This window comes from Variovorax sp. 38R, assembly GCF_014843395.1.
GTDB lineage: Bacteria > Pseudomonadota > Gammaproteobacteria > Burkholderiales > Burkholderiaceae_C > Variovorax > Variovorax paradoxus_H.
The window spans coordinates 2,632,946-2,653,997 of the sequence record NZ_CP062121.1 but is presented as its reverse complement, the minus strand read 5'-3'; the positions used below and the strand labels follow the sequence as shown (position 1 = coordinate 2,653,997).

The following is a 21,052-nucleotide window of genomic DNA, read 5'->3' as shown; positions in this document are numbered from 1 at the left end:
AATTTTCGGCGCCCATCGAACCCACGCCACGCCCGCCGCATGCTGACACCACCCGATATCGCTCCCGACGCCGTTCAAGCGTGCCTTGCCGAAACCTACGGCCTGCAGGTGGCACGCGCCGAATTCCTGCCGCTGGGCGCCGACGTCGATTCGGCGGCGTTCCGCATCGAGGCACCGGATGGCCCCGCGTGCTTCCTGAAACTGCGGCGCGGCGGTTTCAGTGCGGCGGTGGTCGATGTGCCGGCCTTCCTGCACCACACGCAAGGCATCGACGCCGTGATGGCGCCGATGCCCACGCTGACACAGCAACTCAGCGTGCAAGACCATGGCTTCGACTGGGCGCTCTACCCCTTCTTCGACGGCGCCGACGGCTTCACACGCGCGCCGACCGACCGACAATGGACCGCGCTCGGCACGGCGCTCAACGCCATCCACCACGCCGAGTTGCCCGAATCGCTGCGCGCCAACCTGCCCCGCGAAAGCTATTCACACCATTGGCGCGAAGGCGTGCGCGGCTACCAGCGCCGCTTCATCAACGGGGTGGCGGGCGACGATCTGGTGGCGCGCTTCCTCGCCTTCTGGGACGCGCACGACGAAGAGATCGATTCGCTCATCTACCGCAGCGAACAGCTCGCCTCGATCCTGCTCGAGAAGTCGCTGCCGCAGGTGCTGTGCCATTCGGACCTGCATGCGGGCAACGTGCTGCTGGGCGACGACGACCGCCTGTGCATCGTCGACTGGGACACGCTGATCCTCGCGCCGAAGGAGCGCGACCTGATGTTCATCGGTGCGGGTGTCGGCGGCGTGTGGAACCAGCCGCGCGAAGAAGCGCTGTTCTTCCAGGGGTACGGAACGAAGGAAGCTATTGATGCGCTCGCCCTCGCCTACTACCGCCACGAGCGCATCGTGCGAGACCTGCTTGAGTTCTGCGACCAGATGTTCGACCCGCAGGCCAGCCGGGACGACCGCGAAGAAGGCCTGCGCCAGATGGCGAGCCAGTTCGAGCCAGGCAACGTGGTCGCCGTCGCGCACCGGGACTACGACGCCATCACCTGACGGGCGCCGGCAGCGTCAGATCAACAGGTCCTGCGCGTCGTCCTCGAAGCCCGCCACGGGCTGCGCCTTGGCCAGCGCCAGCCACACCGAAAAAGGAATGCACTCGAAGGCGCGGTGTACCGCGGCGCGCGCCACCACGAGGCGTTCGCCTCCAAGCACCATCACGCCGCACCCGGCCGGAATTTCGTCGGGTGACGCGATGCAGCGGCCCTTGGCGTCGTTGCCCAGCACGTACCAGCACTCGCCGCCCAGGTCGAGATAAGCCGCGCGCTTGTCGGGCTTGCGCAGGTCGCCCAGCAAGTCGGCGCGGCTGACCTTCACCTCGTGCACGATCGGGTGCGCGTAGGCCTCGACGCTGGTGTTGCGGATCGAGAACACGTCGGGCCGCGCCATGCACCAGCGCGGCTTGCCGCCTTCTTCGAGCGGCGGCAGGCGGGCGCGCAGGCCGAGGCCGCGCCAGGCGATGCGGCCACCGCGCGTCATCTCGCGCGCCACGCGCTCCACCAGCGCCTCGTGCGGCGACAGCGCCGCGCGGTTGACCGTGAGCGTGGTGGCGATGCGCGCAATGCCGGCGTCGGTCACGCGCAGCGTCTCGTGGCCGAGGTCGCTGCGCACACGTTCCAGGAAGCCGCCCGCGAGCAGTTCGACCTCGATGGGGTCGCAGCAGGGCCAGCCGGCCGAGCGGTAGATCTCGCGCAGGCGCCGTGCATGCAACTTACCGAAAGGCACGGCCGTCTGCAGAGGTGGCGGGTCTGTCACCGGCGGAGGAAAGCCGGGGTCCGTCACGGGCGGCAGCGCCGGCGGCGGATCGCCCTCGGGCGGCAGCCCGGGCGGCGGTGGTGGCGGCATGGGCACCGGCACATCGGGCGCGGGCGGCGGCGGGCCGATCGGCGTGGCGACCACGTCATCGGCAGGAGCGAATGCGGCGAGTGCGGACATGGGAGGAACAGGTTAGCGAAAAGTGAGGGTCGGCGCGAGGCATGGAACGATCGGTTGCATTCGCCGGATCGGGCGGCGTCAGTGGAAGTCGCGGCTGGTGTTGCTCTGCGCCAGCCGGCCCAGGAGCGGCGTGAGGTCCTTGAAGCCGGTGGCGATCAGGTGCTGCACCTTGCCGCCGCTGTCGTCGTCGCGCTGCCAGGTGCCCTGCACCGCGAGCAGGTGCGACTTGAGCAGCGGCTCGCGCCAGGCTTCGATGACGTGGTTCCAGACGATCACGTTGACGTTGCCGGTCTCGTCTTCCAGCGTGACGAAGATGGTGCCGTTGGCGGTGCCGGGCCGCTGCCGGCCCTTGACGATGCCGCAGGCGCGCACGGTCTGGCCGCTGCGCGCGGCGCGCAGTTCGACTGCGCTCATGAGGTTCATGCGCGCCAGGCGCGGGCGCAGCAGCGCGAGCGGATGGCGCCGCAGCGTGAGGCCGAGCGCCGCGTAGTCGCCGACGATTTCCTCGCCCTCGGGCGCGGCGGGCAGCAGCAAGGCCTGCTCGTGGATCGGCACGCCCTTGAGCAGGGCTGACGACCGATGCTGCGCTGTGGCGTCCCACACCTGCTGGCGGCGATGGCCCGAGAGCGACATCAGCGCATCGCCCGCAGCGAGCGCCGCCATGTCCTTGCCGTCGAGTTCGGCGCGCAGGGCCAGGTCTTCGGTGCTGGTGAAAGGCGCTTGCGCGCGGGCTTTCAGCAGGCGCTCGGCGCCGTCCTTGCCGAGCCCCGAGATCCGGTTCAGGCCCAGCCGCACGGCGGGCTGGTGGTCGTTGCCCAGGCGCTCGGCGTAGCGCGTGTCGGTGCCCGCCGGCATGCGCGGCGCATCGGGCGCACGGGGTTCGAGCGTGGTGTCCAGGTCGCTGCAGGTGACATCGACCGGCCGCACCTCGACACCATGGCGGCGTGCGTCCTGCACCAGCTGCGATGGGCTGTAGAAGCCCATCGGCTGCGAGTCGAGCAGTGCGGCGAGGAAGCAGGCGGGCTCGTAATTCTTGAGCCAGCTGCTGATGGTGACCAGCAGCGCGAAACTCGCAGCGTGGCTTTCGGGGAAGCCATAGTCGCCGAAGCCCATGATCTGCTTGAAGATGGCTTCGGCGAAGGCCTCCTTGTAGCCGTTTCCGGTCATGCCTTTGACGAGCTTGTCGTGAAACTTCCCGAGACCGCCCTTGCGCTTCCATGCCGCCATCGCGCGGCGCAGTTGGTCGGCCTCGTCGGCCGTGAACTTGGCCGCGATCATCGCGATCTGCATCACCTGCTCCTGGAAGATCGGAATGCCGAGCGTGCGTTCGAGTGCGGGGCGAAGTTCGTCATCCTCATAAATGATTGGCAGCTTCTTTGCCACCCGCTCGCGCTGCTTGAGATACGGATGCACCATGCCGCCCTGGATAGGTCCCGGCCGCACGATCGCGACCTCGATCACCAGGTCTTCATAAGTACGCGGCTTCAGTCGCGGCAGCATCGACATCTGTGCCCGGCTCTCGATCTGGAACACGCCGATGGTGTCGGCGTCGCAGATCATGTCGAACACTTTGGGGTCGTCGTTGGGGATGTGGTGCATCTGCACCATCGAGCCTCGCCAGCGGTTCATGTGGTCGAGCCCGCGGCGGATGGCGCTGAGCATGCCGAGCGCGAGCACGTCGACCTTGAGCATGCCCATGGCTTCGAGGTCGTCTTTTTCCCACTGAATGACGGAGCGGTTCACCATCGACGCCTTCTCGACCGGCACCAGCCGCGTGAGCTTGGTGTGCGTGAGCACGAAGCCGCCGACGTGCTGGCTCAAATGGCGCGGAAAACCCTTGAGCCGCTGCGTCATCTCGATCCACTGCACGAGCTTGAGTTCGTCTTCCTTCACGCCGATGCGCGCGGCCGCCTGGAACAGCTGCTCGCCGAGCACGGTGTCGTCGAACCAATAGTGGTCCTTGGCGAATTCGTCGATCAGCCGCTCGTCGATGTCGAGCGCCTTGCCCACGTCGCGCAGCGCACTGCGCGAGCGATAGCAGATGACGACGGCGGCGATGGCGGCGCGTTCGCGGCCGTATTTCTTGTAGATGTACTGAATGACGTCTTCACGCCGCTGGTGCTCGAAATCCACATCGATGTCGGGCGGTTCGTTGCGGTGCCGGCTGAGAAATCGCTCGAACAGCAAGGTGCCTTTGTCAGGATCGATCGCGGTGATGCCCAGACAGAAACACACCGCCGAATTGGCCGAGGACCCGCGTCCCTGGCAAAGGATGTCCTGCGAACGCGCGAAGTTCACGATGTCTTCCACCGTGAGGAAAAACATCTCGTACTTGAGCTCGACGATCAGTTCGAGCTCCTTCTCCACCTGCGCACGCACCTTCTGCGGAATTCCGTTCGGATAGCGCCTGGCGGCACCTTCCCAGGTCTTGCGCACCAGCGTCTGCACGGGCGTCTCGCTGCTGCCCACGGTTTCGAGCGGGTATTTGTAGTTCTCTCGGATCACCGCCGGATCGAACCTGCACCGCTGCGCCACCACCAGCGTGTTCGCCAGCATGGCGGGCAGATAGATCTCGGCCAGTCGCACCCGCTGCCGCAGATGCCGCTCCGCGTTCGACTGCAGCGCAAAGCCGCACGCGGCGACGGTCTTGCCTTCGCGCACCGCCGTCAGCACGTCGTGCAGCGGCTTGCAGGCACGCACATGCATGTGCACGTCGCCGGCCGCCACGAGCGGCACGCCGGTCTGCTCGCTCGCCTGCATCAGCGTGACGAACCACAGGTCGTCGTCGAGTTCGTTGAGCATTTCCACCGCCAGCCAGAGGTTGCCCGCGTACAGCGCCTTGGCGGCCAGGAGGTCTTCGTGCAGCGTGGCGGCATCCATCGCGCCGCCCGGGTTGCGCTGCGGCACGAAGAGCACCTGGCAGTCCTGCAGCGAGGCCACGTCGCTGTCCTCCCAGCTCACGCGGTACTCGCCCTTGGGCAGCTCGGTGTTGCGCGCGGCGGTGATGAACTCGCAGAGGTTGCCCCAGCCCTCGGTGTCGTTCGCGATCACCACGAGCTTGAAGCGCTCGAAGCGGAACTCGCTGCCGAACAGCAGGCGGAAATCGAGGTTGCGCGGAATCGATGGTTCGTCGGGATGCTCACGTTCGTAGTCGTCGAGCGTGTGTTCCATGTCGCGCCGGCAGACGTACGCGCGCACGATGCCGGCCACGGAGCACTCGTCGGTGATCGCCAGCGCCGCATACCCCAGCTGGTACGCGCGCGCGACCACGTCCTCGGGCGTCGACGCACCGCGCTGGAAGCTGAAGTTCGTGAGGCAGTGCAGCTCGGCGTAGTCCGGCAACTTCGCCACGGTGCTCTTGCGCAACGGCACCGGCAGCGCATGCACCTTGGCCGGCTGGCGCTTGCGCTCTTCCTTGTGGCTCAGGTCAGGCATAGAACCCCTGCAGGTACCAGCGCACCTCGCCCGAAGAAAACCGCGCCGAGGGCCGCTCGCGAAAGATCCACACCAGCCCGGCTTCGGGGCTTTCCGCCACGTAGTAGTCGCGCATCGCCGGCTGGCCGCCGTCTTCCTTGCCGCCCCACCAGCCGGCCTCGATGCGCTGCGGGCCGATCAGCCTGCTCAGCGGGCCGCAGTAGCAGGGGCGCTCGCCGTCCATCTCGAGCAACAAGGGTTCGGGCAGCAGCCAGGGCGGGTAGACCGCATCGGGCTGCGAGGCTGCGGCCTTCGCCTCCTTGCGGACCTTGTCGGGCACGGCCTTCTCTTTTTGCAGCGCGGGCCGCCATGCCTGCTTGCGCTCGGGCCGGTGGTCGGCCTCGGCGCAAGGCACCACCACCTGGTGCGCGCCGAGCCGCACGCTCAGGCGCTCGACCATCTCGTGCAGCTTGTCGCCCTTGCGGTTGTCTTCGGGCAGAAAGCTGGTGCTGGCGCCGGCCCACGGATCGGTTTCGAGCGTGCGCAGCTTGAGCCAGCTCACGGGCGCGGCGAGCGTGGTGAGGGCGAGCTTTTCCGACAGCAGGCGGCGCAGGTGCGCCATGTCCTGCGTGGGCTCGGCCGTGCGCACGGTGAGCTGCTGGTGCGGCGGCAGGTTCACGCCGTTGAAGCGCTTGAGGTCGAGCGTCCACTGCAGTTCAAGCGCGCGGGCGCCGCGCTGGCGGGCACGCAGCCAGATCTGCAGCGCCGAGAGCAAACGGTTGGCCGACCACATGAGTTCGGGCGCGGTCTCGGCGAGCGCGGGCAGCTCCAGCTTCTGTTCGAACACATCGGGCAGCGTGAGCCAGTCGTGGCCCTCCGGGCGCAGGCCCCAGGCGGCGTCGAGCGCCGCGCGCAGTTCGGTGCCGAAGCGCCGCGTGAGGCCGCCGCGCGGCAAGGCCGCCACCTCGCCCCAGGTGCGGCAGCCCAGGCGCGCGAGCAGGTCGAGGTGCGGGCGGGCGGCGGTCAACGTGTCCAGCGGCAGGCCAGCGGGCATGTCCTTGGGGCGGTCTTCGTTGCGCTCGAACAGGCGCAGCCGCGCGAGCGCGATCAGGCTCGTGGCGCCTTGTGCGCCGAGCATGCGCACGTCAGGCGCGGGATTGACGGAGACCAGCTGACGCATCAGCTGGAGCCGGCCACCCCAGAGGCGCTCGCAAGCCGAGACTTCGAGCATGAGCGCCTCGTCCTGCCAGGCGACGTGCGGCGTGTATTCCAGCGCCCACCAACCCAGCGCTTCGGGCGTGGGCAGCTGCGGTGCGTCGGGCGCGTCGGCGTCAAGCGACCACCGCAATGCGATCCAGTGCATGGGGGCCTCCTTTCCACGCGTCGATGCGCACCACGGTCGCGGACGTTGCCGTATCGCCGACCGGTACCGTGCCCCGCTGCTGCAGACGCAGCTTGCGGCGCAACCGGGCGGCAGCCAGCAATGCGGTCATGCGCTCGTTGCGCGCCGGCAGCATCACCGGCGCAGCCAGCGGCGGACCGCGGCGCTTGAGGAGGTGCAGTTCGATCTGCGATGAATCCGCCGCGCAGCTTTCCACCTGAATGCGCAGCCGCGCGGGCGAAGCCCCCTGCGCAGCCGACTCGGGCCGGCACACGAAGAGCATCACGTCGTGCTGCGCGGCCGCCAGCTGCAGCCGCCGCAATTCGCCCACCCGCGCCTGCGGCAACCACGCCAGCACGGCCGCCACGTCCGCGCAGCGCAGCGCCTGCTCGCAGGCCCACAGCCGCGCGGCCGGCGCATCGCTCTTGACCCACATCAGCGCCTCCACCGGCAGCCCCTGCGCCGCGAGCGACGGCCCGCAGGGCTCGTAAGGCGCGCCGATCAGCACGACCGGCCCGCCGCGCGCTTCCACCGCCTGTGCCAGCGCGGGAAGCAGCAGCCGCCAGACGTGGGCTTCGGGCGCACGTTGCAACAGCTCCGTCATCGCCCCGACCGGCCAGCCGCCGCCCGGCAACTCCGCGTCGAGCGCGGCGTGCCCGGTCGCGACGACCTGCGCGTCCGCCAGGCCGAGTTCGTCGGCATGCCAGACGCCGCGGCCCGCGGCGGTGGAAAAGGAGTCGAGGAAAGGGAGGCCCATGATTGCAACTGTTAACTGTATTTTTATACAGTATTTCGTGGCCCGCAAGAAGGAAGAAGTCTTTCTTCCCGGCACGCTTTTTCATATTCCTTCGGCTCATGCCAAGGCGCGCAGAAGTCGTTTGAGCCGGCGCCGCGCTTTCGCTCCAATGCCCCTCACACCCAGGAGCCCCGCATGAACCACCCCACCGTCACCGCCGGCCTGAACTACCTGCAGCCTTCCGCGCAGCGCCCCTTCAGCTACACCTTTGCACCGCCGCCCGGCACGCCCTGGGAAAGCGGCAGCTACGAGCTGCGTCCCATGCCGATCGCGGATGCCCGCAGAGCCGCGACGCCGCCCGACATCGAGCGCGAAGGCTTCGTGCTGCGCGATGCGCCCACGGCCGTCTCCGATTTCCTCGACGACGCCGAGGTCATCGCCATCTACCACCGCGAGGTCGCCGAACTGGCGCTCGCGGTCACGGGCGGCACGCGGGCCCATGTGTTCGATCACCTGGTGCGCCAGCGCGAGGCCGACCGCACCGCGCTGAGCTTCGGCCGCCGCGCCACCAACGGCAAGGCCGCCGCCAATGGCCGCATCCACAACGACTACACCGAAGACTCCGGCCGCCGCCGGCTCGGCATGGTGCTGACCGACCCCGACGAAGCGGCGGCCGTGCGGCGCTATTGCATCGTCAACATCTGGCGCTCGATCAAGGGACCGGTGCTCGACACGCCGCTGGCGGTCTGCGACGCGCGCTCGGTGATGGCGAAGGACCTGGTGAATGCCGAGGTCCGCTATCCGCGCCGCACCGGCGAGATCTACCTGGCCACGCATTCGCCCGCGCACCGCTGGTCTTACTTTTCGGCGATGGACCGGCACGAGGCGCTGGTCTTCAAGCAGTACGACTCGCAGCTGGGCGGCGTCTCGCGCTTCACGCCGCACGCGGCCTTCGACCACCCCGATGCGCCCGCCGACGCGCCGCTTCGCGAGAGCATCGAGGCCCGTTGCCTGGTGGTGTTCGAATGACGCCGCGCGCCCTCCCCGTGCTGGACTTCTGGTTCGATTTCGGCAGCAACTACAGCTACCTGAGCGCGATGCGCATCGAGAGCGAAGCGGCCCGCTACCAGGTGCGCATCCGCTGGCAGCCCTTTCTGCTCGGGCCGATCTTCCGGTCCTTCGGGTGGGCCTCGTCGCCCTTCGTGCTGCAGAAGGAAAAAGGCGACTACACGTGGAAGGACATGGCCCGCCAGTGCCGCAGGTACGGCCTGCCGTGGCGGCAGCCCACGCAGTTTCCGAGGGCGGCCGTGCTGCCGCTTCGCATCGCGCTCGTGGGCGCGACGCAGCCCTGGATGGGCGAGTTCTGCCGGCGCACGATGGCCATGAACTTCGCCGAAGACCGCGACATCGATTCGCCGCAGGCCATGCGCGACCTGCTGGCCGCGCTCGGCCTGCCCGCGCACCGGATCATCGAAGAGGCGCTGTCCGATGCGAACAAGGCGCGGCTGCGGCGCCAGACGGAAATCGCGGTCGAGAAAGGGATCTTCGGAGCACCCACCTTCTTCGCAGGCGACGAGATGTTCTGGGGCAACGACCGCCTCGACGAGGCGCTGGCATTCAGCTCAGGGAATGGCGCCCACCGCATCGCGTGACTGCCGCGCCTCGGCCAGCAGCCAATCGGCCACATGACAGACCTCTTCGCGCGGTGCGTCTTCGGCCTGGATCAGCCAGTACGCATGCCCCGAGGCCTGCGCGGGCACGGGCGAATCCACGCGCACCAGGCGCTTTTCGTCGAGCAGCGGCTGGATCAGTTCGAGCCGCCCCAGCGCCACGCCCTGCCCGGCCAGCGCGGCCTGGATCAACTGGTCGTACTGGTTGAAGTGCAGCACGGCCTGCGGCTTCGCATCGGCCCACCCCACCGAGTCCAACCAGCCGTTCCACTGCAGCCACGGATGCTGCGGATCGTCGAAGTCGAGCAGGCACAGGCGCGACACGGCATCGGCCGCGCGCAGCGGCTTCAGCCCGAGCGAGGGATGCGCCACCGGCGCCACCGTTTCCCCGAAGAGCCGCAGCGCGCCCACCGGTGCCAGCGCGGGCGTGGTGTAGCGGATCGCGAGGTCGATGCCCTCGTTGCGCAGGTCGGCGAGCCGGTTGTTGGCCGAGACGCGAACGTCCACGCCCGGATGCAGCTTCTGCACCCGGCTGAGCCGCGGCAGCAGCCAGAGGCCGGTCATACCGATGCTGGCGCTGAGCGTCACGGGGCGCTGCTCGCCCGCCTGGCGGATGCCGCCCATCACGTCCTGCAGTTGCTGCACCGCGCCGTCGGCGCTGCGAAAGAGCCGCTCGCCCTCGGCGGTGAAAGAGATCGAACGGTGGCCGCGCACCAGCAGCTTCACGCCGAGCTGCTCCTCCAGCGCATGAACCTGCTTGCTGACCGCCGACTGGGTGAGGCACAGGTCCTGCGCCGCGAGCGAGATGCTCATGCGCCGCCCCACCGCGACAAAACCCCGCACCAGGTCCAGCGAAGACAGTCGGAGGAGCGAGAGTGGCATTCCCATGGTGAATATGAGGGCGAATTCTGATCCCGCGCGTGCTGCCCCGCAACCAAAGAGCAATTTACCCGGAAGGTCTCGCGCTTTAAGATGACTTTATTAACAATTTGTGACCATGATCCGCAAAAAGATTCATTTGCTGGCTTCGGCCTTCGCCGCCCTCGCCTTCACCGTGGCCCCCGCCGCCCAGGCGCAGACCGCCAAGCCGCTGCTGATCGGCCAGACCTACGTGCAGACCGGCCCGCTCGCGTCGCTGTCGACCGAGCCGCTCGTGGGCATCCGCGCCATGTTCACCGCGCTGAACGCCAGCGGCGGCATCAACGGCCGGCCGGTCGAGCTGCGCCAGCTCGACGACGCCTACGACCCGGCCAAGGGCGCCGAGAACGTCAAGGCCTTCGCGCGCGACGGCGCCGTCGGCGTGCTGATGCCCATCGGCACCTCGTCGGCGGTCGGTGCGCTGAAGGCGGCCAACGAATTGAAGATTCCCGTCGTCGGCCCCTACACGGGCGCGGGCCCGGTGGTGAAGTTCAGCGAGTTCGGCTTTCCGGTGCGCATCAGCTTCGACGAGGAATACAGCCGCATCGTGAACCACCTCTTCACGATCGGCCTGTCGCGCATCGCCTTCGCGCACAACGACAACCCCGGCGCGCGCTCGGCGATGGAGAGCACGCAGAAGTTCATTGCCGAACGCGGCGACAAGATGGTCGGCAGCGTGGCCATCAAGAACGACGGCTCCGACGCAGCCGAACGCGCCGCGGAGCTGGCCAAGCTCAAGCCCAAGGCCGTGGTGCTGTCGGCCACCAATGACGTGGCGGCCAAGTTCATCTCGGCGTATCGCGCGGCCGGCGGCGAGACGGCGTTCTATTCGTTCTCTTTCCTGAATGGGCAGAAGCTCTTCCAGGACATCAAGAAGGACGCGGCCGGCGTGGTCATCTCGCAGGTCGTGCCCTACCCGTGGAACAGCGCGATGCCCGTCATCGCCGAGTACCAGGCGGCCATGAAGAAGATCGGCGCGACCGAGTTCAGCTACGCGAGCCTGGAGGGCTACGTCACCGCCAAAGTCATGGTCGAAGGCCTGAAGCGCGCGGGCGCGAACCCCACGCCGGAGTCGCTGCAGAAGGGCCTGGAGTCGTTCAAGACGCTCGACCTCGGCGGCATCGCCGTGTCGTACCGGCCCGGCGAGCACCGCGGGCTGACCTTCTCCGAGCTGTCGATGCTCAAGGCCGACGGGCGCTACCTGCGCTGAGGCCTTCCGCCCGCGGGCCTCGCGGGCGCAGAATTTCGTTCGTGACGACGCCCTTCACGAACGAACCCGACCCTCTCGCCCTGACGCGCGCGCAGCTGCTGCGGCTCGGCGCGGCCCTGTGCGCGGGCGCCGCGCTCCCCTCCTTCGCCCAGCAGCAACCGAGCAGGCCCGCGATGCAGATGACCACCCGCCCCATTCCCTCCACGAAGGAAGCCCTGCCGGTCATCGGCTGCGGCACCTGGATCGGCTTCGATCAGCGCCCCGGCACCGACGAATACAAGCGCCTGCCCGGCGTGCTCCACGCGCTCTTCGCGGCCGGCGGCACGGTGATCGACAGCTCGCCGATGTACGGCCGCTCCGAGGAAAGCACCGGCGAACTGCTGGCCGCCGCAAAGCCGCGCACCAAGCCCTTCCTCGCCACCAAGGTCTGGACCTCGGGCCGCGAAGCCGGCATCGCGCAGATGGAACAGTCGTTCGCGCGGCTGCGCACGCAGCAGATCGACCTGATGCAGGTGCACAACCTCGTCGACTGGCGCACGCACCTCGCCACCCTGCGCGGCTGGAAGGACAAGGGCCGCGTGCGCTACCTCGGCATCACGCACTACACCGCCTCGGCCTACGGCGAGGTCGAGGCCGTGCTGCGCGCCGAGACGCTCGACTTCGTGCAGATCAACTACTCGCTCGACGCGCGCGAGGCCGAACAGCGCCTGCTGCCGCTCGCGGCCGAGCGCGGCGTGGCGGTGATCGTCAACATGCCCTTCGGCGGCGGCGGTTTGCTGCGGCGCCTGCGCGACAAGCCGCTGCCCGCCTGGGCTGCCGAAATCGGCTGCACCAGCTGGGCGCAGGTGCTGCTGAAGTTCGTGCTGAGTCATCCGGCCGTGACCTGCGCGATCCCCGGCACGAGCCGCGCCGAGCACATGGCCGACAACGCCGCGGCCGGGGCTGGGACAGGCACCTTCCCCGATGCGGCGTTCTGGCGCCAGCATGCAGGCACGCTGGGCCTGTGAACCTCAGCCGAAGAACTTCACCAGCTGCGCGTTGACTTCGTCGGCGCGCTCGTACTGCACCCAGTGCCCCGCGCCATCGATCACCACGCCTTCGCGGCCGGGCCCTTCGCTGGCCAGCTGCGCCACCAACGGACGCGGGTCGGCGGTGACATCGAACTCGCCCCACAGCAGCAGCGTCGGCACGGCCAGCGTGTCGATCGCGGTCTGCAGCCCGCCCGAGAGCGACACCTCCTTGCTGCGAAAGCGCGTGCCGTGGCACGAGAGGTCGTGGATCTCGAAGGCCAGCGGATCGATGGCGGCCGCCTCGTGCAACATCAGCGCGCCCAGGTTGTGCATGAGCGCGGCGCGCTCGGTCTCGCGGTCGGGGGCGGCACGCCAGTTGATCATCTCGACCGTCATGCGGCGCAAGGTGCCGTGGCCGCCGCTGCCCATCAGCGCCAGCCGGCGGATGGCGCCGCGCCGCACCGCGAAGCGCGCGGCGGTGAGTCCGCCGAAAGAGAAACCGCCGAGGTCGATGGGCGTGCCGGCGCCGATGAGCGCATCGAGCGTGCCGCCGAGCGCGGCCAGCAGCGGCACCAGCGCGTCTTCGCCGGGCGCCACGCGCGGCAGCGCATCGGAATCGCGAAAGCCCGGCATGTCGGGCAGCAGCAGCGTGCGTTCGGCCGACAGGGCCTCGGCATTGCGCAGCCAGTGCATCCAGCTGCCATGGCCGCCGTGGAGCAGCACGATGGGCGGTTTCGTCGTGTCGGTGCCGAAGCGACGCCAGCGCACGCGCACGCCGTTGTGCACGGGGTCGTGCGAGGTGGACAGGGCTTCGATGCGGGCGATCAGGCGCCGCGCTTCGGCGGATTCGGTGGGGGTGGGAAGAGCGGGCGTGGGCATGGCTTCATTTTGCCGCGCGGCCCGAACCTTCACACCGCGCCGAAGCGGTAGCTCGACACCACGAGCCCGCCCATGAAGGCGTCCTCGTGATAGACGCGCTCGCCGATGTCCTGCTCGGCCGCACCGACCGCGACCATCAGCGGGATCAGGTGCTCCTCGCGCGGATGCGCCACGCGCGCCGAGGGGGCCGAGGCCCAGTCCTGCAGGCGTTGCACGCGCTCCTGCGGCGTGGCCTGCACCGACGTCTCGTCGAGCCAGTCGCCGAAGGCCTTCGACACGCCGTGCGCCTGCGGGCCGAAGTTGCGCAGGTTGTGATAGCTCAAGCCGCTGCCGACGATGAGCACGTTCTCGTCGCGCAGCGGCGCGATGGCGCGGCCCAGCGCGAGGTGCTCGGCCGGGTCGAGCCCGCGCCGCAGCGACAGCTGCACCACCGGCACCTCGGCGTTCGGGTAGATCGCAGCCATCGGCGCGAACATGCCGTGGTCGTAGCCGCGCTCGGGGTCGATCTGCGCCGGCAGGCCGGCGGCGGCGATCAGCGATTGCACGCGCTGCGCGAGTTCGGGCGAGCCGGGCGAGGCGTAGCGCACCTCGTAGGTGTGGGCCGGGAAGCCGCCGTAGTCGTAAATCATCGGCGGCCTGGGGTTGCCCTGCACCGTGAAGGCGGGCGCCTCCCAATGCGCCGAGACCATGAGGATGGCGGACGGCGTGCGGCCGATCTGGCGCGGCATGTCGGCCAGCGACGCGGCGAGCTGGTCGTAGGTGGCGCCCATCTCCTTCTTCATCCAGGGCCAGGGGCCGCCGCCGTGCGAGATGAAGTACGTGGGCAGGCGGGAAAGCGTGGTGTCGTGGGTCAAGTCGATGCTCCTTGAAGGCGTTGGATCGACTGTAGACATTTCCTTTCAGGAAATCGACAGGCTACGATGCATCGAATCCTTTCTTCACAGGAAATCATCGATGGACCGCATGACCAGCCTGCGCGTGTTCCGCGAAGTCGTCGAGGCCGGCAGTTTCGTGGCGGCAGCCGAGCGGCTGGGCCTGTCGGCGCCGATGGCCAGCAAGCACGTGGCGCAGCTCGAAAAATCGCTGGGCGCGCGGCTGCTGCACCGCTCGAGCCGCCACCTGAGCCTGACCGAGGCCGGCACCGCCTGGTACGAGCAGAGCCGCCGCGCGCTCGACCTGCTCGACGCGGCCGAAGCCGCCATCGGCCAGACGCGCGACACGCCGCGCGGCCAGCTCAAGGTGAGCGCGCCCGTGTGGTGCGCCACGCCGCGCTTTGCGCGCGTGCTGGCCGACTACCGCGAGACCTACCCCGAGGTGCTGGTCGATATGCACCTGGAAAACCGCAAGGTCGATCTCGCGGCCGACGGCTACGACCTGGCCTTGCGCGCCACGCAGGAGCCTTCGCCCGCGCTCATCGCGCGGCCGCTGTGCCGTGTGCCCTTTCACCTCGTCGGCACGCCGGCCTGCCTGAAGCGCCACGGCGGCCCGCCCGCGGTGCCGGCCGACCTGGCGAAGCTGGGCGCGATCGTGCCGAGCTACGTGAACCTGGACAACCTCGCACTCAAGGGGCCGGGCGGGCGCATGTTTCCGCTGCGGCTCACGCCCGCGATGCGCTCGGACGACACCACGCTCACGCTGCACGCGGTGCGCGCCGACATGGGCATTGCGTACCTGCCCGTGTGGCTGATCGACGACGACCTGGCGCAGGGCCGGCTGGTGCAACTGCTGCCCGCGTTCGAAGCGATGCCGGTCACGCTGTTCGCCGTGTACACCAGCCGGCAGTACATGTCGCCCAAGCTGCGAACTTTCATCGACTTCCTGAGCGAGCGATTGGGCGGCATGGAAACAAAGGCAGCACGCGCCGACGACGCCAAGGCACGACGCATCTGAAGGCTTGCTGAAGGCACCGGCCGCGAACGCACCTTTTCGGGGCAAGGTCATGCATGCAGGGCTACAGTCGAAGGCTCTCCTGGAGACCGATTCCTTGTTCCGCTTTTTCGAAAAACTCCTTACCCCCTATCCCGCCGCCGAACCCGCGCTGCCGCCCCAGGGCTTCTTTGCCTTTTTGTGGGCCTGCACGCACGGCGTGCGCGGCAAGATCGCCGCGATGGCGGCGCTCACCGCGGTGATGTCGATCTTCGAGGCCGCGCTGTTCGCGATCCTCGGGCGCATCGTCGACTGGCTCGGCGGCCAGGTGCCGTCCAAGCTGTGGGCCGAGCGCGGCGACACGCTCATGTGGCTGGCCGCGTTCCTCGTGATCAGCATCGGCGTGGTGGCGCTGCAGACCATCGTGAAGCACCAGACGCTCGCGGTGAACCTGCCGATGCGCCTGCGCTGGAACTTTCACCGCCTGATGCTGGGCCAGAGCATGGCCTTCTACCAGGACGAGTTCGCGGGCCGCATCACGGCCAAGGTGATGCAGACCGCACTGGCCGTGCGCGAAACCGTGTTCGTGCTGGCCGACGTGCTGGTCGCCATGGGCGTGTACGTGGCCACCATGATCATCCTGGTGGGCGTGCTCGACGCGCAGCTGGTGTGGCCCTTCGTGATCTGGCTGGCGCTGTACATCTGCGCCCTCGTCTACTTCGTGCCGCGCCTGGGCAAGATCGGCAAGGCGCAGGCCGACGCTCGCGCGCTCATGACGGGCCGCGTGACCGACGCGTACACCAACATCGCGACCGTCAAGCTGTTCTCGCACACGCAGCGCGAAGCCGGCTTTGCGCGCGACGCGATGCGCGAGTTCATGCACACCGGCTACGGCCAGATGCGGCTGGTGAGCGCCTTCGAGATCGTCAACCACACGCTGAGCATCACGGCCGGCATCGGGCGGCCTGTGGCGGGCACGCTGTGGCTGGGTCGCACGGCATGGGCGTGCGGCTGCAGGGCATGTCGCACTGGATCATGTGGGAGATGACCAGCCTGTTCGAGAATATCGGCACGGTGCAGGACGGCATGAAGACGCTGTCGCGCCCGCGCACGGTGCTCGACGCGGTCGATGCCACGGTGCTCGACGTGCCGCGCGGCGAAGTGCGTTTCGACAACGCGAGCTTCCGCTATGCGGATGCGGGCCGCCGCGTCATCGACGGCCTGAACCTCACGGTGAAGCCCGGCGAGAAGATCGGCCTGGTCGGCCGTTCAGGCGCGGGCAAGTCGACGCTGGTGAACCTGCTGCTGCGCTTCCATGACCTGGAAAGCGGCCGCATCCTCATCGACGGGCAGGACATCTCGAAGGTCACGCAGGATTCACTGCGCATGCACATCGGCATGGTCACGCAGGACACCTCGCTGATGCACCGCTCGGTCGCCGACAACATCGCCTACGGCCGACCCGACGCCACGCTGGCGCAGATCGAAGCCGCCGCCAGGCGCGCCGAGGCGCACGACTTCATCCAGACGCTGGGCGATGCGGGCGGTCGGCGCGGCTACGAGGCGCACGTGGGCGAGCGCGGCGTGAAGCTGTCGGGCGGCCAACGCCAGCGCGTGGCCATTGCGCGCGTGATGTTGAAAGACGCGCCCATCCTGCTGCTCGACGAGGCGACGAGCGCGCTCGACTCCGAGGTCGAGGCTGCGATCCAGCAAAGCCTGTACACGCTGATGGAAGGCAAGACCGTGATCGCCATCGCGCACCGGCTGTCGACCATCGCGGCGATGGACCGGCTCATCGTGCTCGACGAAGGCCGCGTGGTCGAAGAAGGCGACCACCGCACGCTGATGGCGCAAGGCGGCCTGTATGCGCGGCTGTGGGCGCACCAGAGCGGCGGGTTCCTGGGCGACAGTCTGGAAGAAGACGAAGCCCTGCGCGCCTGAGCGGGCGTCAGGTCGGCGACGTGCCGGCCTCGTACAGCGCGACGTATTCACCCGACGACGGGATCGGCTTGATGATGTCGATCAGCACGCCGTTCGGGTCGCGCGTGATGAAGTGGCGCTGACCAAAGGCCTCGTCGCGCAGCGACAGCAGGATCGGCAGGCCGGCCGCCTTCAGGCGCTCGTGCACCGCGTCGGGGTCTTCCACCTCGAAGTTCAGCAACAACCCGCCCGCCACCTGTCCGCGCGCTTCGGCGGGAATGGTCTGGTGGTTGCCGTCGAGCACGGCCAGGTTCACCGAGGCATCGTCCGCCAGCTGCAGGTGCACGTACCAGTCGGTCGTGAACAGCGACGCAAACCCGAAATGCGCCTCGTAGAAGGCCGCGGTTCCGGCCACGTTGTTGGTCATGATCACCGGGTAATAGCTCGTCACTTTCATGGGGTGGCTCCTTCGTGGACAAAACATACAAACTGCATGTAAGTTAAATACTAATCCACAAACAGACTGCATGTAAATTAGGGTCATGGTCAAAACCCCGGCACGCACCAACCGCGAACGCACCGAAACCACCCGCTTTGCGCTGACCGAGGCGGCCCGCACGCTCTTCGTCGGCAAGGGCTACGGCGACACCTCCACGCCCGAGATCGCCATGGCCGCCGGCATCACGCGCGGCGCGCTGTACCACCACTTCAACGACAAGCGCGACCTGTTCCGCCAGGTGCTGTTGCTCGAAGCGCAGGCGGTCGCGGCCGACATCGACGCGGCCACGCCCGACGAACTCGGCCCGCGCGAAGCCCTGCTCGTGGGCAGCGAGGCTTACCTGAAAGCGATGACGGTGCCGGGACGCACCCGGCTGCTGCTGATCGACGGGCCGGCCGTGCTGGGCATGGCGGAGATGATGTCGATGGACGACGCCACGTCGGCGAACTCGTTGCGCCAGGGGCTGGCGCGCGCCGGGATGGGCCGGGGCGAGGTGTCGCTCGACGCCCTCGCCCGTCTGCTGTCGGCCGCCTTCGACCGCGCGGCACTGGAGATCGATGCCGGCGGCGATGCCGCCAAGGTGCGGGCCGCCATGCTGTGGCTGCTCGAGCAGGCGCTCCCGCCGAAGAGAAACTAGACGGCCCCGCGCCCGCCCATTCGCACGGGCCACTTCGCGACAGTGCCGCGCTGCATCGATTCGAGCGTGGTCTGCGTGAACACGTTGATGCTCACGTGCCGCGCGAGGTAGTGCTCCAGCACCAGCCCCAGCAGGTACGGGCTCGTGCCCGAAAACCCTTCCTCATCGACGCTCAGCGTGCATTGCACGCCGCGCCCGTAGATCAGCGGCCCCGCGCCCGGCAGGCGCCGCGTCACGGGCTCGATGCGCGAGCCGACGAGGCAATCGATCTGCCGGCGCAGCACGTCGTTGTCGGCCGTGACGAACAGCCGCAGCATGTCGCGCAGCGCCTGCGCGCCCTCGCGGTGCGGCATGTCGGCCAGCGGCAGGTGGTTGAAGCCCAGCTGGCGGATCAGCCGCCACGCGATCTCGCGCTGCGCGAACGGCGACTTGGGCGTGCTCGGCGGACGGATGAGGCCCACGGCCGACACCGGGATCGAATCGGCCACCGCGAGGTCGGACTGCCCGTTGCGCGGCACGAGGCACGGCAGGTCGCGGTTGGTGAGCATCGCCTTCACCGACAGGTAGCGCAGGCTCTCGGGGTACGGCGCCTCCTGCTGGTCGACCAGCGACAGAAACACCTCGGTGCCGATGTACGGCGTGCGCGTGCCGTACTTGCGCGCCGTTTCTGACACCAGCCGCGGCTCGCGCCGCACCGAGAAGTAGCGGCCGTGGTTGCCCTCGTCTTCGTTGAGCGTCTGGTAGAGCGGGCGGAAGTCGATCTCGGCCGTGGTGCGCGCCTGTTGGCCGGCGATGCGCTGCACCGAATACACCTCGAAATCCATCGGCCGCGAACGGTCGGGCACGAGGTGGAACTCGGTCTGTGCCGTGTCGAGCTCGATGCGGTCGGTGCGCCGCTCGAAGAGGTTGACCACCGGCGTGCTGAACAGCGCGAACTGCGCCGCATCGACCAGCGCTCCCAGGGCGCCGGGCGGCTTGCTCAGCAGCACGACGATCTCGACCTCCTTGCCGGGAAGGCGCGCCAGCCCCGGCGCGAGCTGCGTGAGCGTGAAGAAGTAGAAGCGCTCGGGGCACGCAAAGTATTCGTGCAGCAGGTTGTGGCCGTGGAAGGTGTTCCACGCCAGCGGCAGCAGGCCTTCGCCCGGTGCCAGCCCTTCATGCACCAGCGCGCCTTCGGTCACCACATGCGGCCGGTCCATCAGCTGGCCCGGCTCGCCGACGAAGGTCGCGACCGCCGAGGTGTGCAGCAGCTCGAACAGGTGCGACGCCACCTGCTCGTTGCCGCGCAGGTAGATCGGCAACCGGTCGAGCCCCGACAGTGCCGAAAAGCCCATCTCGCCCACGATGCGCAAGCGCAGGCGCAGCGCGCCCGTCACCTGCACATGCGGCGGCACATAGCGCTCCAGCGCCGGAATGTCGGGCGGTGCGCCAGTGAGCCGCGCTTCGACGATCTCGAAGGGCCACAGCGTCACGTCCTGGCTGGAGCGGAACTCGCACGGCGTCTGCTCGCCCGCGGGCACGCGCGCATGAAAGGCCGTGCCGCGCGGCACCACGAAGCCGCGCGTGAAGTCGCCCTCCTTCACGCTGGGATGCAGCTGCGCCACGGCCATCGACGGCGTGGGGCTCAGGTAGTTGGGGTACAGCACCTCGAGCAGACGCTGCGTGAAGCGCGGAAATTCGGCGTCGAGCTTGATCTGCATGCGCGCCGACATGAAGCTGAACGACTCGATGAGCCGCTCCACATATGGGTCGGCCACCTCGATGCCGTGCATGCCCAGGCGGCGGGCGATCTTGGGGTGCGAGGCGGCGAACTCGCTCGCCGCCTCGCGCATGTAGACGAGTTCCCGGTTGTAGTACTCGAGGAGTTGCGGGTCCATGACGGTGAGCCTTCCCTGGCGTGGTGTGAAGTGAAATGAAGGAAAACGAAAGACGGGTGGTCGCGCTTCAATCCGCCGCGCCGACGATGCGCATGCGGTTGGTCTCGAGATCGACCGCGCTCTGCACCGTGAACGCCAGCGGGTACGGCTTCAGGTGAATGAGCGCGCGGATCTCGAACAGCAACACGTTGTAGGCCTCGGCCGCGCCGTCTTCCTTCATGAGCGGCACGACCTGCACGCTGTCGGGAATCAGCCGCGGCTCGTAGTCGCGGATGGCGCGGCGGATGATGCGTTCGATGTCCGCCCACTTGCGCTCCGACAGGTAGCTGCCGGCCAGCGGCGGCACGCCGTAGTTCACGGTGGAAGACGCCGCGTCGGCATGGCGCACGCGGTCGATCAGGTCTTCGGCGTTGGTGGTGTTGAACAGCAGGGCCAGGTCGCGCTGGATGATCTCGCGCATCTGGGCCGGCGTGGCGGTGTACTCCGACGGCAGCTCGGTGGTGCGGCTGGGCGCGTCGTCGCGCAGGCGGTCGAACAGCGTGGGCAGCAGCTGCGCGTTGACGCGCGGCGGGGCCAGTGCGTCGGGCCCGCGCGGTGCGCGTGCGCCGGGGTGCGCGGGGTGGGAACCTGTGAACGGGGAGTGCTCGGTGAGCCGCATGACCTTGCCTTTTCTGGAAGGGGCAGAGTCTTGCGTGGATGCCCGCCGCTCATTGCAAACAATGGTCACACAGCGGGCGTGGCTCGAATGCGGACGCCCGCGCCGGGCATTTGTCGTCGCATCCGCGCTTCGCGAGTCCTACAGCACGCACCGTCCCTTGCCGACACCCGCGTGCCGGCTGTCGCCCGATGCTGGGTCATCGCCAACCACTAGGAGCCCTCGCGTGAATTCCATCATCTACATCGTCGGTCTGGTCGTGGTCGTCGTGGCCGTGCTGTCGTTCTTCGGCCTGCGCTGAACCCCGCCGACCGCGCGTCCTTTCTCTTGCTGCACACGCAGGGCAACGGGGCCGTTCGCGGCCCCGTTGCGCGTGCCCGGGGCC

Annotated in this window: 18 protein-coding genes and 1 pseudogene; 9 read left to right on the top strand and 10 right to left on the bottom strand. The window is 68.5% G+C overall.

The genetic code is table 11. The features are described 5' to 3' along the window. Positions 1 to 39: 39 nt before the first annotated feature. Positions 40 to 1,056 (top strand): phosphotransferase enzyme family protein, encoded by a 1,017-nt coding sequence (locus IG196_RS12030; RefSeq protein WP_192196340.1) that lies wholly within the window; start codon positions 40 to 42, stop codon positions 1,054 to 1,056. A 15-nt stretch (positions 1,057 to 1,071) separates the two neighbouring features. On the opposite strand, the gene IG196_RS12025 is transcribed toward IG196_RS12030, so the two are convergent. The 4 genes from IG196_RS12025 to imuA form a co-directional block, all read right to left on the bottom strand. After that, positions 1,072 to 1,995 (bottom strand): hypothetical protein, encoded by a 924-nt coding sequence (locus IG196_RS12025; protein WP_192196339.1) that lies wholly within the window; start codon positions 1,993 to 1,995, stop codon positions 1,072 to 1,074. 78 nt (positions 1,996 to 2,073) lie between these two features. Further along, positions 2,074 to 5,430, bottom strand: a complete 3,357-nt coding sequence (locus tag IG196_RS12020) for an error-prone DNA polymerase (RefSeq protein ID WP_192196338.1) — start codon at positions 5,428 to 5,430, stop codon at positions 2,074 to 2,076. Next, positions 5,423 to 6,772: a Y-family DNA polymerase gene (locus IG196_RS12015; protein ID WP_192196337.1), complete on the bottom strand. Its 1,350-nt coding sequence runs from the start codon at positions 6,770 to 6,772 to the stop codon at positions 5,423 to 5,425. The genes IG196_RS12020 and IG196_RS12015 overlap by 8 nt, the downstream gene beginning before the upstream one ends. Then, positions 6,741 to 7,547, bottom strand: coding sequence for a translesion DNA synthesis-associated protein ImuA (gene imuA, locus IG196_RS12010; protein ID WP_192196336.1), 807 nt, complete (start codon positions 7,545 to 7,547; stop codon positions 6,741 to 6,743). The genes IG196_RS12015 and imuA overlap by 32 nt, the downstream gene beginning before the upstream one ends. 174 nt (positions 7,548 to 7,721) lie before the next feature. Between imuA and IG196_RS12005 the strand changes: the two genes are divergently transcribed. Then, positions 7,722 to 8,555: a CmcJ/NvfI family oxidoreductase gene (locus IG196_RS12005; protein ID WP_192196335.1), complete on the top strand. Its 834-nt coding sequence runs from the start codon at positions 7,722 to 7,724 to the stop codon at positions 8,553 to 8,555. After that, positions 8,552 to 9,178, top strand: coding sequence for a 2-hydroxychromene-2-carboxylate isomerase (locus tag IG196_RS12000; protein WP_192196334.1), 627 nt, complete (start codon positions 8,552 to 8,554; stop codon positions 9,176 to 9,178). Before IG196_RS12005 ends, IG196_RS12000 begins: the two co-directional genes overlap by 4 nt. Here the strand turns inward: IG196_RS12000 and IG196_RS11995 are convergent. After that, positions 9,149 to 10,078, bottom strand: a complete 930-nt coding sequence (locus tag IG196_RS11995) for a LysR substrate-binding domain-containing protein (protein ID WP_192196990.1) — start codon at positions 10,076 to 10,078, stop codon at positions 9,149 to 9,151. The genes IG196_RS12000 and IG196_RS11995 overlap by 30 nt on opposite strands. A gap of 115 nt (positions 10,079 to 10,193) precedes the next feature. Here IG196_RS11995 and IG196_RS11990 point away from each other — a divergent pair, with 115 nt between their 5' ends. Further along, a complete protein-coding gene (locus IG196_RS11990; protein ID WP_192196333.1) occupies positions 10,194 to 11,324 on the top strand; it encodes an ABC transporter substrate-binding protein in 1,131 nt (376 codons plus the stop codon). Between the two features lie 80 nt (positions 11,325 to 11,404). Further along, positions 11,405 to 12,331, top strand: a complete 927-nt coding sequence (locus IG196_RS11985; RefSeq protein WP_192196989.1) for an aldo/keto reductase — start codon at positions 11,405 to 11,407, stop codon at positions 12,329 to 12,331. Positions 12,332 to 12,334: 3 nt separating this feature from the next. Here IG196_RS11985 and IG196_RS11980 read toward each other — a convergent pair whose 3' ends face one another. Together IG196_RS11980 and IG196_RS11975 are read right to left on the bottom strand one after the other, a co-directional pair. Beyond that, positions 12,335 to 13,213 carry an alpha/beta fold hydrolase gene (locus IG196_RS11980; protein WP_192196332.1) on the bottom strand — a complete coding sequence of 293 codons (879 nt, stop codon included), beginning with the start codon at positions 13,211 to 13,213 and terminating at the stop codon, positions 12,335 to 12,337. 29 nt (positions 13,214 to 13,242) lie between these two features. Beyond that, positions 13,243 to 14,067, bottom strand: a complete 825-nt coding sequence (locus tag IG196_RS11975; protein ID WP_192196331.1) for a DODA-type extradiol aromatic ring-opening family dioxygenase — start codon at positions 14,065 to 14,067, stop codon at positions 13,243 to 13,245. A gap of 100 nt (positions 14,068 to 14,167) precedes the next feature. Between IG196_RS11975 and IG196_RS11970 the strand changes: the two genes are divergently transcribed. Both IG196_RS11970 and IG196_RS11965 read left to right on the top strand, forming a co-directional pair. Next, a complete protein-coding gene (locus tag IG196_RS11970; RefSeq protein WP_192196330.1) occupies positions 14,168 to 15,103 on the top strand; it encodes a LysR family transcriptional regulator in 936 nt (311 codons plus the stop codon). Positions 15,104 to 15,152: 49 nt separating this feature from the next. Next, positions 15,153 to 17,020, top strand: a pseudogene (locus IG196_RS11965) (ABC transporter ATP-binding protein). A 7-nt stretch (positions 17,021 to 17,027) separates the two neighbouring features. On the opposite strand, the gene IG196_RS11960 reads toward IG196_RS11965, so the two are convergent. Next, positions 17,028 to 17,456 carry a VOC family protein gene (locus tag IG196_RS11960; protein ID WP_192196329.1) on the bottom strand — a complete coding sequence of 143 codons (429 nt, stop codon included), beginning with the start codon at positions 17,454 to 17,456 and terminating at the stop codon, positions 17,028 to 17,030. 85 nt (positions 17,457 to 17,541) lie between these two features. Between IG196_RS11960 and IG196_RS11955 the strand changes: the two genes are divergently transcribed. Then, complete coding sequence (locus IG196_RS11955) at positions 17,542 to 18,135, top strand: TetR/AcrR family transcriptional regulator (RefSeq protein ID WP_192196328.1); 594 nt, start codon at positions 17,542 to 17,544, stop codon at positions 18,133 to 18,135. Here the strand turns inward: IG196_RS11955 and tssF are convergent. Both tssF and tssE read right to left on the bottom strand, forming a co-directional pair. Next, on the bottom strand, positions 18,132 to 20,012 hold the full coding sequence (gene tssF / locus IG196_RS11950; protein WP_192196327.1) for a type VI secretion system baseplate subunit TssF: 1,881 nt from the start codon (positions 20,010 to 20,012) through the stop codon (positions 18,132 to 18,134). The two genes, IG196_RS11955 and tssF, sit on opposite strands and share 4 nt — an antisense overlap. 67 nt (positions 20,013 to 20,079) lie before the next feature. Further along, on the bottom strand, positions 20,080 to 20,670 hold the full coding sequence (gene tssE, locus IG196_RS11945) for a type VI secretion system baseplate subunit TssE (RefSeq protein WP_192196326.1): 591 nt from the start codon (positions 20,668 to 20,670) through the stop codon (positions 20,080 to 20,082). On the opposite strand from tssE, the gene IG196_RS11940 reads away from it, so the two are divergent. Then, a complete protein-coding gene (locus IG196_RS11940) occupies positions 20,660 to 20,968 on the top strand; it encodes a hypothetical protein (protein WP_192196325.1) in 309 nt (102 codons plus the stop codon). The genes tssE and IG196_RS11940 overlap by 11 nt on opposite strands. Positions 20,969 to 21,052: the final 84 nt, after the last annotated feature.